This is a genomic window from Bosea vaviloviae (genome assembly GCF_001741865.1).
Classification (GTDB): Bacteria; Pseudomonadota; Alphaproteobacteria; order Rhizobiales; family Beijerinckiaceae; genus Allobosea; species Allobosea vaviloviae.
The window spans coordinates 5,501,247-5,514,851 of the sequence record NZ_CP017147.1 but is presented as its reverse complement, the minus strand read 5'-3'; the positions used below and the strand labels follow the sequence as shown (position 1 = coordinate 5,514,851).

The window sequence follows — 13,605 nt, the reverse complement described above, 5'->3', positions numbered from 1 at the left end:
TTCGTAAGATCTCCAGAATTTGGTTCAGGCCCGCCCCTTCACCAGAATCCGCCCATCGACATCGCGCACATCGCGCAGGCCGCACAGCGCCATGGTGATGTCGAGCTCCTTGCGGATGATGTCGAGGCAGCGGGTGACGCCCTCCTCGCCCATGGCCCCTAACCCATAGAGGAAGGCGCGGCCGATGAAGGTGCCGTGAGCGCCGAGCGCCAGCGCCTTGATCACGTCCTGGCCGGAGCGGATGCCGCCGTCGAACAGGATCTCCATGCGCCCGCCGACCTGTTCGACGATCGCCGGCAGCGCCGCGATCGAGGACAGCGCGCCGTCGAGCTGGCGGCCGCCATGGTTGGAGACGATCAGCGCGTCGGCGCCGCTCTTGGCCGCCATCTCGGCATCCTCGGGGTCGAGGATGCCCTTGAGGATCAATTTGCCGCCCCAGAGGTCCTTGATCCATTTGACGTCGTCCCAGCTCAGGGCCGGGTCGAACTGCTCGGCGGTCCAGGAGGAGAGCGAGGAGAGATCGCCGACGCCCTTGGCGTGGCCGACGATGTTGCCGAAGGAGCGGCGCGGCGTGTCGAGCATGCCCAGGCACCAGCGCGGCTTGGTGGCGAGATTGATCAGGTTGGCGATAGTGGGCTTGGGCGGTGCGCTGAGGCCGTTGCGGATGTCCTTGTGGCGCTGGCCGAGGATCTGCAGGTCGAGCGTCAGCACCAGCGCCGTGACGCCGGCAGCCTTGGCGCGCTGGATCAGCCGGGCGATGAAGTCGCGGTCCTTCATCACATAGAGCTGGAACCAGAACGGCTTGCCGACATGGTTGGCGATGTCCTCGAGCGAGCAGATGCTCATGGTCGAGAGCGTGAAGGGGACGCCGGCCTTGCTGGCGGCGCGCGCGGCGAGGATCTCGCCATCGGCGTGCTGCATGCCGGTGAGGCCGGTAGGGGCGAGCGCAACCGGCATGGCGACGGGCTGGCCGACCATGGTCGAAGCCAGCGTGCGGTTGGTCATGTCGACGGCGACGCGCTGGCGCAGCTTGATGCCGGCGAAATCGGTCTCGTTGGCGCGGTAGGTGCCCTCGGTCCAGGCGCCGGAATCGGCGTAATCGTAGAACATGCGCGGCACCCGGCGCTTGGCCAGGATGCGCAGATCCTCGATGGTCAGGGGCTGGGCCATGGAGCTCTTCCTTCGCTACATCCTGCTGCTGCGACTGGCATGGCCAAAGGGGTTATGCAAGGCTCAATCCGCCGCGAATGCAGAAGCGCAAGGAGCGTATGTATGGTTGTTCTGAGCCAGAATGGTCGGAGACTGCTGCGCCTATTAGTCAGCTGCCTCGATGGAGCCGTCGCCGGCAATCCGAAGACCTATATAACGTACAAAGAGGTGCACACGGAACTCGGATTACCACTCCATAGGGGGGTAACGTACGGCATAAGTCTTCAGCATCAGGGCTTGAATGATCTTGCTGATTTTATTGAAGGTAATGGGCTTCCAAGAATTACTGGCCTAATTGTTGAAGAACAAAGTCGCGAGCCAGGAGCTGGGTACGCGCGATTGCTCGGATCCAAAGAACTCGACTACCAGCAATGGAATACGGAAATTGAGCGTTCGAAGGAAAAGAATTGGGACCGATATATAGTGGGCTGAATAATCAACCGCTCCTTACGACACCCCCATATACCGCCCGGGCTTGTGGTTGATCGCGAGGATGAGGTTGAGCACCGCCGCGCCGGCAAGCGAGATCAGCACCTTGTCGAGCGGCAGCAGGAAGAGCGCGCCTGCGAGGATCACCACATCGACGCCGAGCTGGAACCAGCCGGCGCGGATGCCGTGATGCTCCTGCAGATAGAGCGCCAGGATGTTGATGCCGCCAAGCCCGGTGCGATGGCGGAAGAGCGCGAGCAGGCCGAGCCCCATGAAGCTGCCGCCCGCGATCGCGGCATAGAGCGGATCGACAGCCTCGATCCGGAGCCAGCCCGGCGTCGCCCAGGTGAAGACCGAGACAAGCCCGACCGCGATGAAGGTGCGCGCCGCAAAGCGCCAGCCCATGCGCCGGATCGCCAGCCAGTAGAAGGGCAGGTTGAGGGCGAAGAACAGGATGCCGAAATTGATGCCGGTGGTGAATTGCAACAGGAGCGCCAGGCCCGCCGCCCCGCTCGTGAGCAAGGTCGCCTTGGTGTAGAGCACGATGCCGATGCTCACCATCAGCGTGCCGAGCAGCATTGCCATCACGTCTTCATAGAAGCGGTGGCGTTCGCCCGTCTCCAAGACTGTCGCAGCTTGCGTCATCGCGTCATCCCGGTTCGCGCGCCTTCGGCAGGGCTCGCCCTGCGGCGATGCAACGGTTGAGCCATGCGGAGCGATCCTGTAGGGCCGGACCATCCTTTCCGCCAGTGAGCGAGACCTGTTCCATGATCCTGCGGCTCCTCGCTGCGTTCCTGCTCTGCCTTGTTGCGCCCCAGGCCTTCATCGATGACGCCTTTGCCGATGATACCGTCGCCTGGAAGACCGGGCGCGAGGCCGCCGCGATCGAACGGCGTATCGATGCGCTGCTGGCGAAGATGACGCTGGAGGAGAAAGTCGGGCAGCTCCATCTCTCGGGGCGCGGCGACGGCTTCGACATCAACCAGATCAAGACCGGCCGCATGGGCGGGGTGATGAACTTCGTCGTGCCCAGCGAGGTGCTCGCTGTCCAGCACGCCGCGCGCGAATCGCGCCTGAAGATCCCGGTGATCATCGGGCTCGACGCGGTCCATGGTTTCTCGACCTATTTCCCGCTGCCGCTCGGCCAGGCCTCGACCTGGAACCCCAAGCTGATCGAGGCGGCGGCCTATTGGACCGGCCGCGAGGCGCGCGCGGCGGGCATCCAGTGGACCTTTGCGCCGATGGTCGACATCTCGCGTGATCCACGCTGGGGCCGGGTGCTGGAAGGGGCGGGGGAGGACCCGTATCTCGCCTCGGTCGTGGCGGCAGCGCGCACCCATGGCTATCAGCGCGGCGGCGTCGCGACGACGGTGAAGCATTTTGTCGGCTATGGCGCGGCGGAAGCCGGCCGCGACTACAATTCGACCTGGATCCCGACGAGCCAGCTGCACGATCTCTACCTGCCGCCGTTCAAGGCCTCGTTCGAGGCCGGCTCGATGACGGCGATGGCGGCGTTCAACGCGCTGAACGGCATGCCGGCGACCGCCCATCGCGGCATGCTGACCGATCTGCTGCGCGGGAAATGGGGCTTCAAGGGCTTCGTCACCTCGGATTTCGGCTCGATCACCGAACTCAGGCTGCACGGTATCGCCAAGGATGATGCCGAGGCCGCGCGCAAGGCGCTGCTCGCCGGCATCGACATGGACATGATGGGCGATGTCTACCTCAAGCATCTCGGCAATGAGGTGACGGCCGGTCGCGTGCCGATGAAGGCGCTGAACGAGGCGGTGCGCCGGGTGCTGCGGGTGAAATTCCATCTCGGTCTGTTCGAGCGCGCCGATATCGACCCGGCCGCGGCGCCGGCGCTGATGCAGACGCAGGCCGCTCGCGACGTGGCGCTGAAGGCTGCCCAGGAAGGCGCGATCCTGCTGAAGAACGCCAATGAGACGCTGCCGATTGCGGCGGGCGTCAAATCGGTCGCGGTCATCGGCGCGATGGCGCGCCCCGAGGATGAGCGGGTCTGGACCGACCCGGCGGGCCTTGGTCGGCGCGTCATCCAGGCGCTGCCCGAGGCGCTGAGGGAGCGGCTGCCGGCTGATGCGAATGTCGCCTACGAGCCCGCCTTCACCAAGGCCTGCGGCATTGAGTTCGCCGACAAGGACGCGGCGCTGCGCGCGGCCGCGGCGAGCGATTTGATCGTCGCGATGCTGGGCGAGGATTGCGAGTTCATGGGCGAGGGCGCCTCACGCACCAATCTCGGCCTGCCCGGGGTGCAGCAGGAGCTGCTGGAGGCGCTGGTGGCTACCGGCAAGCCGGTCGTGCTGGTGCTGGCGACGGCGCGGCCTTTGGTGCTGAGCTGGGCCGAGGCCCATGTCGCGGCGATCGTCCAGACCTTCCATGGCGGCACGGAAGGGCGGACCGCCATCGCCGATGTCCTGACCGGCAAGGTCAATCCGTCAGGGCGCGCGCCGATGAGTTTTCCGCGCTCGGTTGGGCAGATTCCGGTTTATTACGACCAGTTGCCGACCGGCCGGCCCGAGAAGGTCCGCCAGCGCTATGAATCCATCTTCATGGACGAGAAGAACGAGGCGCTCTATCCGTTCGGCTACGGCCTGTCCTATTCCCGCTTCACCTACGCCAATCCGCGTGTCGACAAGGCGAGCGTGCCGATGAACGGAACGGTCGAGGTGTCGGTCGATGTCGGCAATGCCGGCTCCCGCGACGGACAGGAGGTGGTGCAGCTCTATATCCGCCAGCCGGTCGCCAGCCGCTCGCGGCCGCTGCGCGAATTGAAGGCATTCGAGAAGGTCGCGTTGCGTGCTGGGGAGACGCGGACGGTGCGCTTCAAGCTGGATGTGGCCCGGCTCGGCATGCATGACGACGAGGGGCGCTATGTCCTCGATCCCGGAAGCTTCGAAATCTATCTCGGCGGCTCGTCGCAGGCGTCGGAAACGGTCAGCTTCATTCTGACCAAGTCTTGATCGGATCGCCTCGCGCTCTGCATTCCGTTTGGTCTCGACAAGGATGAATTTTCGGTCAATCCTTCGAGGGCGCGGCCTTCGGACGCTTGCATCCGTCGGCTGGCAAGATGCGTGGCTCCAAAGGATGCGGCGATGGCGACCGGAACCGTAAAATGGTTCAATACTGAGAAGGGCTTTGGTTTCATTCAACCTGCTGACGGCGGCAAGGACGTGTTCGTCCATATAACTGCCGTAAAGGAAGCAGGCCTGATGACCTTGACGGAAGGGCAGAAAGTCTCGTTCGAGCTCAAGACCGAGCGCGGCAAGACGGCAGCAGGATCGCTCCAGCTGATCTGACCCTTTCGAGCTTGGACTATGTCTGGAGATCGCATCCTGGCTGCTGCGATAACGAAGGACTTTGCGCAGGAGATCGCGGGCGGTTTTTCGTTGCAGCGGAGCCCGGGCAGCGCTCTCGCGGCATCGTGACGATCGCCGCAGACGCTTGCGAGCGCGAGTGGGCCGCTGCGCCGGTTTTTCGCATTGATCCTGCTCTCACTCTTTAGATGAGAGACAGATGAGAGACGGATTCAGATTTCAGATGGGATCACAAAGTGACTCCATCTGAAATCATCCGGTTCTAGCGCGCGAAACGCTTGGCTCCCGCGACGCAGAGCGCTACGGCCGCCGAGACGGCGACCATCTGCCAGCTGACCGCCTCGTTCAACAGCATGGACGCCAGCAGCAATCCGAAGAAGGGCTGCAGCAATTGCAGCTGCCCGACGGCGGCGATGCCGCCCTGCGCGAGGCCGCGATACCAGAAGACGAAGCCGATCAGCATGCTGAACAGCGAGACATAGCCCAGCCCGAGCCAGGCCGGTCCGCCTGTCTGCGCAAGTGACGCCGGCATGGTGCCGAGAGTGAGCGCCGCCATGATCGGCAAGGCCAGGACCAGCGCCCAGGAGATCACCTGCCAGCCGCCGAGCCTGCGCGACAGCGCCGCGCCTTCGGCATAGCCGAGGCCGCAGATGATGATGGCGGCGAGCATCAGGAGATCGCCCAGTGGCGAGGCGTCGAAGCCGTGGGTCATGGCGAAGCCGGCGACGAGTGCGCTGCCCAAGCAGGAGAACAACCAGAAGGTCAGGCGTGGACGCTCGCCGCCGCGCAGCACGCCGAAGATCGCCGTCGCCAGTGGCAGCAGCCCGATGAAGACGATGGAATGGGCCGAGGTGACGTGCTTCAGCGCCAGCGCCGTCAGGAGCGGGAAGCCGACGACGACGCTGAGCGCGACCACGACGAGCGGGACGACATCCCGCCGTTCCGGCCGCTTCTGCCGGAAGGCGAGCAGGAGCCCGAGCGCGAGGCTGCCGGCGATGGCCGCCCGCGCGACGGTGAGGAAGACGGGGTCGAAATCGGCCACCGCCACCCGCGTCGCAGGCAGCGAGCCGCTGAAGATCAGCACGCCGATCAAGCCGTTGATCCAGCCGCTCAAGGTCTTGTCCATCGATCGCGCTCCGACTTCGGCCTGCATCGAGGGTCTAGCGGCGGTTTGCTAGAGACAGTTCAATACAGTTGATGCAAACTGTGCTGCTTGCAGGAGCGATACGGATGCATGATCGGGCTCTGCCGAACGGCGAGGACGGCACGCTGGTCGAGCGTGTCATAGCGGTCGTCAATCAGCGGATTGCGGGGCGCACACTTGCGCCGGGAGCCAAGCTGCCTTCGCTGCGCAGCTTCGCCGAGACGATGGGCGTGTCGAAATCGACCGTGGTGGAGGCCTATGATCGCCTCGCCGCCGACGGCGTGATCCAGGCGCGGCGCGGCTCCGGCTTTTATGTGGTGGGACATGCGCCGCCATTTTCGGTCGCCGATCTGGGGCCCAGGCTCGAGCGTGCGGTCGATCCGTTCTGGGTCTCGCGGCAATCGCTCGATGCCGGTGATGGCGTGCTCAAGCCAGGCTGTGGCTGGCTGCCGGCCGATTGGCTGCCCGAGGACAGCATGCGCCGGGCGTTGCGGGCGCTGTCGCGCGCGCCGGCCGAAACGCTGGCGGACTACGGCACGCCGCTCGGGCTCGCGCCACTGCGGCAGGTTCTGGCCCGCCGCATGGCGCTCCACGGCATTGAGGTCGGGCCGGACCGGATCATGCTGACGGAGTCCGGTACGCAGGCGCTTGACCTCGCCTGTCGTTTTCTGGTCGAGCCGGGTGACACGGTCCTCGTCGACGATCCCTGCTATTTCAACTTTCACGCCCTGCTGCGGGCGCATCGTGTCCGCATCGTGGGCGTGCCCTATACCCAGAACGGGCCGGATACCGTCCAGTTCGAGCAGGTGCTGGCGGAGCATCGCCCGCGCCTCTACATCACCAATTCCGCGCTTCACAACCCGACTGGCGCGACGCTTTCGCCGGTCGTGGCTCACCGCGTGTTGAAGCTCGCCGACCAATTCGGCTTGACGATCATCGAGGACGACATCTTCGCCGATTTCGAGCTGGAGCCGGCTCCGCGCCTGGCCGCCTTCGACGGACTCGACCGGGTCGTCCAGATCGGCAGCTTCTCCAAGTCGCTCTCGGCTTCGGTGCGCTGTGGCTACATCGCGGCAAGGCGGGACTGGATCGAGGGGCTGATCGATCTCAAGATTGCAGCCTCCTTCGGCACTGGCCGCCTCGCTGCCGAGATGGTCCTGACCATCCTCAGGGATGGCAGCTATCGCAAATACATGGATGGCCTGCGCACACGTCTCTCTCGGGCCATGGGCGAGACCTCGGCGCGGCTCAAGGCCATGGGCATCCAGCCCTGGATCGAGCCACGCGGCGGCATGTTCCTGTGGTGTGTGCTGCCCGAGGGGCTGGATTCGTCGGTGATCGCGCGGCAATTGCTGGCGGAGGACATCGTCCTGGCGCCGGGCAATGTCTACAGCCTGTCGCAATCGGCGGGCCGGTTCCTCCGTTTCAATGTCGCCCAGTCCGGCGATCCGCGTCTGTTCAGCGCGCTCGGGCGGGCCATGGCGGCCGCCGCGCGGCGCGGGGCGCCGGCACAGATTGAGCTTGCGTGAACGGTATGATTGACATAAAGATATCTTTATATCTTTCTTGGCTTCATCGCGGAGTTCGAGCACTTGCGCCAGCCGACCATGGTCTCGTCCGATGTTCTGCTCGCCGGCCTGCGCGCTGCCGGTGAAGAGACGCGGCTGCGTATCCTGGCGCTGCTCTCCGAGGGTGAATTGTCGGTGTCGGATCTGACCGACATTCTCGGCCAGTCGCAGCCGCGCATTTCGCGCCATCTCAAATTGCTGACTGAGGCCGGGCTGGTGCGGCGTTCGCGCGAGGGGGCCTGGGCCTTCTTCCGGCTCGACGAGACCGGGGCGGGCGGCGCCTTCGCCGCTTCGCTCGCGGCCTGGCTCGATCCGCGCGATCCGGTGCTCGCTGCCGATCGTGAACGGCTGTCGGCGGTGCGCATGTCGCGCGCCGAGGCGGCGCAGGGCTATTTCGCCAGCGTCGCGCGCGACTGGGACCGGCTGCGCTCGCTGCATGTGCCTGATGAGGCGGTCGAAGCCGCCGTGGAAGCCGCCGCCCGCGAGGGCGCGCGCGGAGCCTTTCTTGATCTCGGCACCGGCACGGGGCGCATGCTGGAGCGGATCGCGCCGACCTTCGGTCGGGCGATCGGGGTCGACGCCAATCACGCCATGCTCGCAGTCGCGCGCGCCAATCTCGAAAAGGCCGGGCTGTCGCGCGTGGAATTGCGCCAGGGCGACATCTACGCGCTGCCCTTCACGCGCGGCTCCTTCGATCTCGTCGTGGTCCATCAGGTCCTGCATTTCCTCGACGATCCTGGCCGCGCCGTGCGCGAGGCGGCGGCGATGCTCAGCCCCGGCGGGCGCTTGATCGTGGTCGATTTCGCGCCCCATGAGATGGAGTTCCTGCGCGCCGAGCATGCGCATCGCCGGCTTGGCTTCTCGAAAGCCCAGATTTCCGGCTGGTTCTCGGAAGCCGGGCTTAACTGCGATCTCGCCGAGGAGATCAAATCGGCGGGCGGCGTCTCCGCTGAGCTCACCGTCATGCTCTGGCGCGGGCAGGACCGGCGCAAGCCGGCTGAGCAGAGCTTGCGTCAATCCAGTCTCGAGGTTGCCTGATGAATGCGTTTCGCCCCAGCCGGCACGGCTCGCGCCGCCCAAAAGTCTCCTTCGAGTTCTTCCCGCCCAAGACGGCGGAGATGGAAACCGCGCTGTGGGAAAGCGTGCGCCGGCTGGAGCCGCTGGTGCCGAGCTTCGTCTCCGTGACCTATGGCGCCGGCGGCTCGACGCGCGAGCGCACCCACGCCACCGTCAAACGCATGGTCGAGGAGACGGCGCTGAAGCCGGCCGCTCACCTGACCTGCGTATCGGCGACGTGCGACGAGGTCGATGACGTCATCCGCTCCTATTGGGAGGCGGGCGTGCGCCATATCGTGGCGCTGCGCGGCGACCCGGCAGGCGGTTTGGGGACGGTCTATGAGCCGCATCCGCAGGGTTATCACCAGACCTCGGATCTCGTTGCCGGCATCCGGCGCGTCGGCGATTTCGAGGTCACCGTCTCGGCCTATCCGGAAAAGCATCCGGAAGCCGCTTCGCTCGATGCTGATATCGACGCGCTGAAGAAGAAGGTCGATGCCGGGGCGACGCGCGCCATCACCCAGTTCTTCTTCGATAACGACGTCTATTTCCGCTATCTCGACAAGGTCCGGGCGCGGGGCATCGACATCCCGATCCTGCCCGGCATCGTGCCGGTGCAGAATTTCAAGCAGACCGCGAACTTCGCCCGCAAGACCGGCGCGAGCGTGCCGCAATGGCTTGCCGACCGTTTCGAGGGGCTGGAGGAGGACGCCGCGACGCGTCGCCTGGTGGCGGCTGCCGTCTGCGCCGAGCAGGTGCTGGATCTGATCGATCGCGGCGTTTCGGACCTGCATTTCTACACGATGAACAAGGCCGATCTGGTCTATGCGATCTGCCATCTGGTTGGCCTGAAGCCCGAGAAGACGGCGGCGCAGGCTGTTGCGGCGGAGTGATTTCGTCATTGCGAGCAAAGCGAAGCAATCCAGACTCATAGAGCTCTACGAACCCTGGATTGCTTCGTCGTTTCACTCCTCGCAATGACGGTGAGGGCGCTGTCGGCGCCATAAAACTTGAGACGAAAGCGTGACGATGTCCGAGTTCAAGCCTACTCCTGTCGACGGCGCCGAGATCGAGCGCGCGCTGCGCCAGTCCGCCTCAGAGCGCATCCTCGTGCTCGACGGCGCGATGGGCACGCAGATCCAGAACCTGAAGCTCTCGGAGGCCGAGTTCCGGGCCGAGCGCTTCAAGGGCTGGAACCATGACCTCAAGGGCAATAACGACCTCCTGGTGCTGACCCAGCCCGAGGCGATCCGCGACATCCACCTGGCTTACTTCACGGCCGGCGCGGACATCGTCGAGACCAACACCTTCTCCTCGACCCAGATCGCCCAGGCCGATTACGGCATGGAGGCGCTGGCCTATGAATTGAACGTCGCCTCGGCGAGGCTCGCCCGTGAAGCCGCTGTGATCGCTCAAAAGGCCGATGGCCGCCGCCGCTATGTCGCCGGTGCGGTCGGCCCGACCAATCGCACGCTCTCGATCTCGCCCGACGTCAACAATCCCGGCTTCCGCGCCGTGACCTTCGACCAGGTCCGCGAATCCTATACCGAGCAGGTGCGCGGGCTGATCGATGGCGGCTCGGAGCTGATCCTGGTCGAGACCATCTTCGATACGCTCAACGCCAAGGCGGCGATCGTGGCGATCGAGGATGTCTATCGCGAGAAGGGCTTGCGCCTGCCGGTGATGATCTCCGGCACGATCACGGACCTGTCCGGCCGCACATTGTCGGGGCAGACGACCGAAGCCTTCTGGAATGCGATCCGCCATTCCAACCCGATGACCGTCGGCCTCAACTGCGCGCTCGGCGCGCGCGAGATGCGGGCGCATATCAAGGATCTGTCACGCGTCGCCGACACGCTGATCTGCGCCTACCCCAATGCCGGGCTACCGAACGAATTCGGGCTCTATGACGAGCGGCCGGAGGCGACGGCTGCGATGCTGGCGGAATTCGCCGACGCCGGACTCGTCAATATCGTCGGCGGCTGCTGCGGCACGACGCCTGACCATATCCGCGCCATCGCGGAAGCCGTCGCCGGCAAGGCGCCGCGCGTCGTGCCGGAGGTCAAGCGCTATCTGAGGCTGGCGGGGCTGGAGCCCTTCACGCTCGACGAGACCATTCCCTTCGTCAATGTCGGCGAGCGCACCAACGTCACCGGCTCGGCCCGCTTCCGCAAGCTGGTCAAGGAGGGTGATTTCGCCGCGGCGCTCGATGTGGCGCGCGACCAGGTCGCCAATGGCGCGCAGGTCATCGACATCAACATGGATGAGGGCCTGCTCGATTCTCAGGCCGCGATGACCGAGTTCTGCAATCTGATCGCCTCGGAGCCGGATATTAGCCGTGTCCCGATCATGGTCGATTCCTCGAAGTTCCACGTCATCGAGGCAGGCCTGAAGACGATCCAGGGCAAGCCGATCGTCAATTCGATCTCGATGAAGGAGGGCGAAGAAGCCTTCCTCGAACATGCCCGCATCTGCCGCAATTACGGCGCGGCCGTCGTCGTCATGGCCTTCGACGAGAAGGGCCAGGCCGACACCTATGAGCGCAAGATCGAGATCTGCACCCGCGCTTACAAGCTCCTGACCGAGGAGGCCGGCTTCCAGCCCGAGGACATCATCTTCGACCCGAACATCTTCGCGATCGCGACAGGCATCGAGGAGCATGACAATTACGGCGTCGATTTCATCGAGGCCACCAAGACGATCCGCGAGACCCTGCCGCACGCCCATATCTCGGGCGGCGTCTCGAACCTCTCCTTCTCCTTCCGCGGCAACGAAAAAGTCCGCGAGGCGATGCATTCGGTGTTTCTCTACCATTGCATCAAGGCCGGGATGGATATGGGCATCGTCAATGCGGGCCAGCTCGGCTCCTATGACGATCTCGACCCGGAACTGCGCGAGCTCTGCGAGGACGTCGTCCTCAACCGCCGCAAGGATTCGACCGAGCGGCTGCTCGATGCCGCTCCGCGCTTCAAGGGCGACGGTTCCGTGGCTGTCTCGGCCAAGGATCTCGTCTGGCGCGACAACCCGGTAGAGAAGCGTCTCGAATATGCGCTGGTCAACGGCATCACCGCCTTCATCGATACCGATGTCGAGGAGGCCCGCGCCAAGGCCGACAAGCCGCTGCACGTCATCGAAGGCCCGCTGATGGCCGGTATGAACGTGGTCGGAGACCTGTTCGGCGCCGGCAAGATGTTCCTGCCGCAGGTGGTGAAGTCCGCTCGCGTGATGAAGCAGGCGGTGGCCTATCTGATGCCCTATATGGAGGAAGAGAAGCGCCTGAACGGCGGCACCGAGCGCTCGGCCGCCGGCAAGGTGCTGATGGCGACGGTCAAGGGCGATGTCCACGACATCGGCAAGAACATCGTCGGCGTCGTGCTCCAATGCAACAATTACGAGGTCATCGATCTCGGCGTGATGGTGCCGACGCAGAAGATTCTGGACACTGCCCGTCGCGAGAAGGTCGACATCATCGGATTGTCCGGCCTGATCACGCCCTCGCTCGACGAGATGGTCACGGTCGCCTCCGAGATGGAGCGCGAGGGCTTCGATATTCCCCTGCTGATCGGCGGGGCGACGACCAGCCGCGTCCATACGGCGGTGAAGATCCATCCGGCCTATAGTCAGGGCCAGACGGTCTATGTCACCGACGCCTCGCGTGCGGTCGGCGTCGTCTCCAGCCTGCTCTCGCAGGACCAGAAGCCGGCCTATGTCGAAGGCGTCCAGGCGGAATACGCCAAGGTCGCCGCCGCCCATCGCCGCTCCGAGGCCGACAAGCAGCGCCTGCCGCTGGTCAAGGCGCGCGCCAATGCCTTCAAGCCCGACTGGACGAGCTATATGCCGCCCAAGCCCAGCTTCCTCGGCACGCGTGTCTTCCGCACCTATGACGTCGCCGATCTCGTGCCGGTGATCGACTGGACGCCGTTCTTCCAGACCTGGGAGATGAAGGGGCGCTTCCCCGCGATCCTCGAGGACGAGAAGCAGGGCGAGGCGGCGCGCGCGCTTTGGGAGGATGCGCAGGCGATGCTGAAACGTATCGTCGAGGAGCGCTGGTTCAACCCCAAGGCCGTCATCGGCTTCTGGCCGGCCAACGCGGTGGGCGACGACATCCGCCTCTATACCGGCGAGAGCCGGCAGGAGACGCTCGCGAGCTTCCATGGCCTGCGCCAGCAGCTCTCCAAGCGCGACGGCAAGCCGAATATGTGCCTGTCGGACTTCGTTGCACCGGAGGGGATTGAGCGGCCCGATTATATCGGCGCCTTCGTCGTGACCACGGGTGCGGAAGAAGAGCGCATCTCCGAGAAATTCGCGCGCGACAACGACGATTATCGCTCGATCATGGTCAAGGCGCTGGCCGACCGCATCGCCGAGGCCATGGCCGAGCGCATGCACCAGAAGGTCCGCACCGAGTTCTGGGGCTATGCGCCCGACGAGAACCTGGCCAATGAGGACCTGATCCGCGAGGAGTATCGCGGTATCAGGCCGGCGCCGGGCTATCCGGCCCAGCCCGACCATACCGAGAAGGAAACCCTGTTCGAATTGCTGCAGGCCGAGCGGCGTGTCGGCGTGAAGCTGACCGAGAGCTTTGCGATGTGGCCGGGCTCCTCGGTCTCGGGGCTCTATCTCTCGCACCCGGACGCCTATTACTTCGGCGTCGCCAAGGTCGAGCGCGATCAGGTCGAGGATTATGCGGCCCGCAAGGGCATGCCGATCCACGAGGTCGAGCGCTGGCTTGCGCCGATCCTCAACTACGAGCCCTCGGCCTATCGATTGGAAGCGGCCGAATAGGGCGGTCCCGGAGCTTCCGCTTTTGCTCGTTGAGGCTTGGGCCATCGCCCTTCAAAGACGCTGTCATTCCGGACAAGCC

General features: G+C 64.9%; 10 protein-coding genes. 7 read left to right on the top strand and 3 right to left on the bottom strand.

The window, feature by feature from the left end; genetic code table 11:
- Positions 1 to 24: 24 nt before the first annotated feature.
- Complete coding sequence (locus tag BHK69_RS25415; RefSeq protein WP_069692537.1) at positions 25 to 1,170, bottom strand: alpha-hydroxy acid oxidase; 1,146 nt, start codon at positions 1,168 to 1,170, stop codon at positions 25 to 27.
- Positions 1,171 to 1,272: 102 nt separating this feature from the next.
- Between BHK69_RS25415 and BHK69_RS32365 the strand changes: the two genes are divergently transcribed.
- Entirely contained in the window at positions 1,273 to 1,641 is a 369-nt protein-coding gene (locus BHK69_RS32365) for a hypothetical protein (protein WP_148663586.1), read from the top strand.
- 15 nt (positions 1,642 to 1,656) lie between these two features.
- Here the strand turns inward: BHK69_RS32365 and BHK69_RS25410 are convergent, their stop codons facing one another.
- Positions 1,657 to 2,283, bottom strand: a complete 627-nt coding sequence (locus BHK69_RS25410) for a YitT family protein (RefSeq protein WP_069693954.1) — start codon at positions 2,281 to 2,283, stop codon at positions 1,657 to 1,659.
- A gap of 122 nt (positions 2,284 to 2,405) precedes the next feature.
- Between BHK69_RS25410 and BHK69_RS25405 the strand changes: the two genes are divergently transcribed.
- Both BHK69_RS25405 and BHK69_RS25400 read left to right on the top strand, forming a co-directional pair.
- Positions 2,406 to 4,619, top strand: a complete 2,214-nt coding sequence (locus BHK69_RS25405; RefSeq protein ID WP_069692536.1) for a glycoside hydrolase family 3 N-terminal domain-containing protein — start codon at positions 2,406 to 2,408, stop codon at positions 4,617 to 4,619.
- Between the two features lie 132 nt (positions 4,620 to 4,751).
- The gene (locus BHK69_RS25400) at positions 4,752 to 4,955 is read left to right on the top strand and encodes a cold-shock protein (protein WP_069692535.1); all 204 of its coding nucleotides are present in this window, start codon (positions 4,752 to 4,754) and stop codon (positions 4,953 to 4,955) included.
- A gap of 280 nt (positions 4,956 to 5,235) precedes the next feature.
- On the opposite strand, the gene BHK69_RS25395 is transcribed toward BHK69_RS25400, so the two are convergent.
- Entirely contained in the window at positions 5,236 to 6,099 is an 864-nt protein-coding gene (locus tag BHK69_RS25395; protein WP_069693953.1) for a DMT family transporter, read from the bottom strand.
- Positions 6,100 to 6,203: 104 nt separating this feature from the next.
- Here BHK69_RS25395 and BHK69_RS25390 point away from each other — a divergent pair, with 104 nt between their 5' ends.
- From BHK69_RS25390 to metH, 4 genes are all read left to right on the top strand, one after another.
- Positions 6,204 to 7,646, top strand: a complete 1,443-nt coding sequence (locus BHK69_RS25390) for an aminotransferase-like domain-containing protein (RefSeq protein ID WP_069692534.1) — start codon at positions 6,204 to 6,206, stop codon at positions 7,644 to 7,646.
- A 78-nt stretch (positions 7,647 to 7,724) separates the two neighbouring features.
- Entirely contained in the window at positions 7,725 to 8,723 is a 999-nt protein-coding gene (locus tag BHK69_RS25385; RefSeq protein ID WP_069692533.1) for an ArsR/SmtB family transcription factor, read from the top strand.
- Positions 8,723 to 9,634 (top strand): methylenetetrahydrofolate reductase [NAD(P)H], encoded by a 912-nt coding sequence (metF, locus tag BHK69_RS25380; protein ID WP_148663585.1) that lies wholly within the window; start codon positions 8,723 to 8,725, stop codon positions 9,632 to 9,634. The genes BHK69_RS25385 and metF overlap by 1 nt, the downstream gene beginning before the upstream one ends.
- 136 nt (positions 9,635 to 9,770) lie before the next feature.
- Entirely contained in the window at positions 9,771 to 13,526 is a 3,756-nt protein-coding gene (metH, locus tag BHK69_RS25375; protein ID WP_069692531.1) for a methionine synthase, read from the top strand.
- The last annotated feature ends 79 nt before the right edge of the window (positions 13,527 to 13,605 follow it).

Bases quoted from the DNA above. Each gene is read 5' to 3' on its own strand.
- BHK69_RS32365 (WP_148663586.1), top strand. From the start codon at position 1,273: ATGGTTGTTCTGAGCCAGAATGGTCGGAGACTGCTGCGCCTATTAGTC.
- metH (WP_069692531.1), top strand. From the start codon at position 9,771: ATGTCCGAGTTCAAGCCTACTCCTGTCGACGGCGCCGAGATCGAGCGC.
- BHK69_RS25395 (WP_069693953.1), bottom strand. From the start codon at position 6,099: ATGGACAAGACCTTGAGCGGCTGGATCAACGGCTTGATCGGCGTGCTG.
- metF (WP_148663585.1), top strand. From the start codon at position 8,723: ATGAATGCGTTTCGCCCCAGCCGGCACGGCTCGCGCCGCCCAAAAGTC.
- BHK69_RS25405 (WP_069692536.1), top strand. From the start codon at position 2,406: ATGATCCTGCGGCTCCTCGCTGCGTTCCTGCTCTGCCTTGTTGCGCCC.
- BHK69_RS25390 (WP_069692534.1), top strand. From the start codon at position 6,204: ATGCATGATCGGGCTCTGCCGAACGGCGAGGACGGCACGCTGGTCGAG.
- BHK69_RS25415 (WP_069692537.1), bottom strand. From the start codon at position 1,170: ATGGCCCAGCCCCTGACCATCGAGGATCTGCGCATCCTGGCCAAGCGC.
- BHK69_RS25385 (WP_069692533.1), top strand. From the start codon at position 7,725: ATGGTCTCGTCCGATGTTCTGCTCGCCGGCCTGCGCGCTGCCGGTGAA.
- BHK69_RS25400 (WP_069692535.1), top strand. From the start codon at position 4,752: ATGGCGACCGGAACCGTAAAATGGTTCAATACTGAGAAGGGCTTTGGT.
- BHK69_RS25410 (WP_069693954.1), bottom strand. From the start codon at position 2,283: ATGACGCAAGCTGCGACAGTCTTGGAGACGGGCGAACGCCACCGCTTC.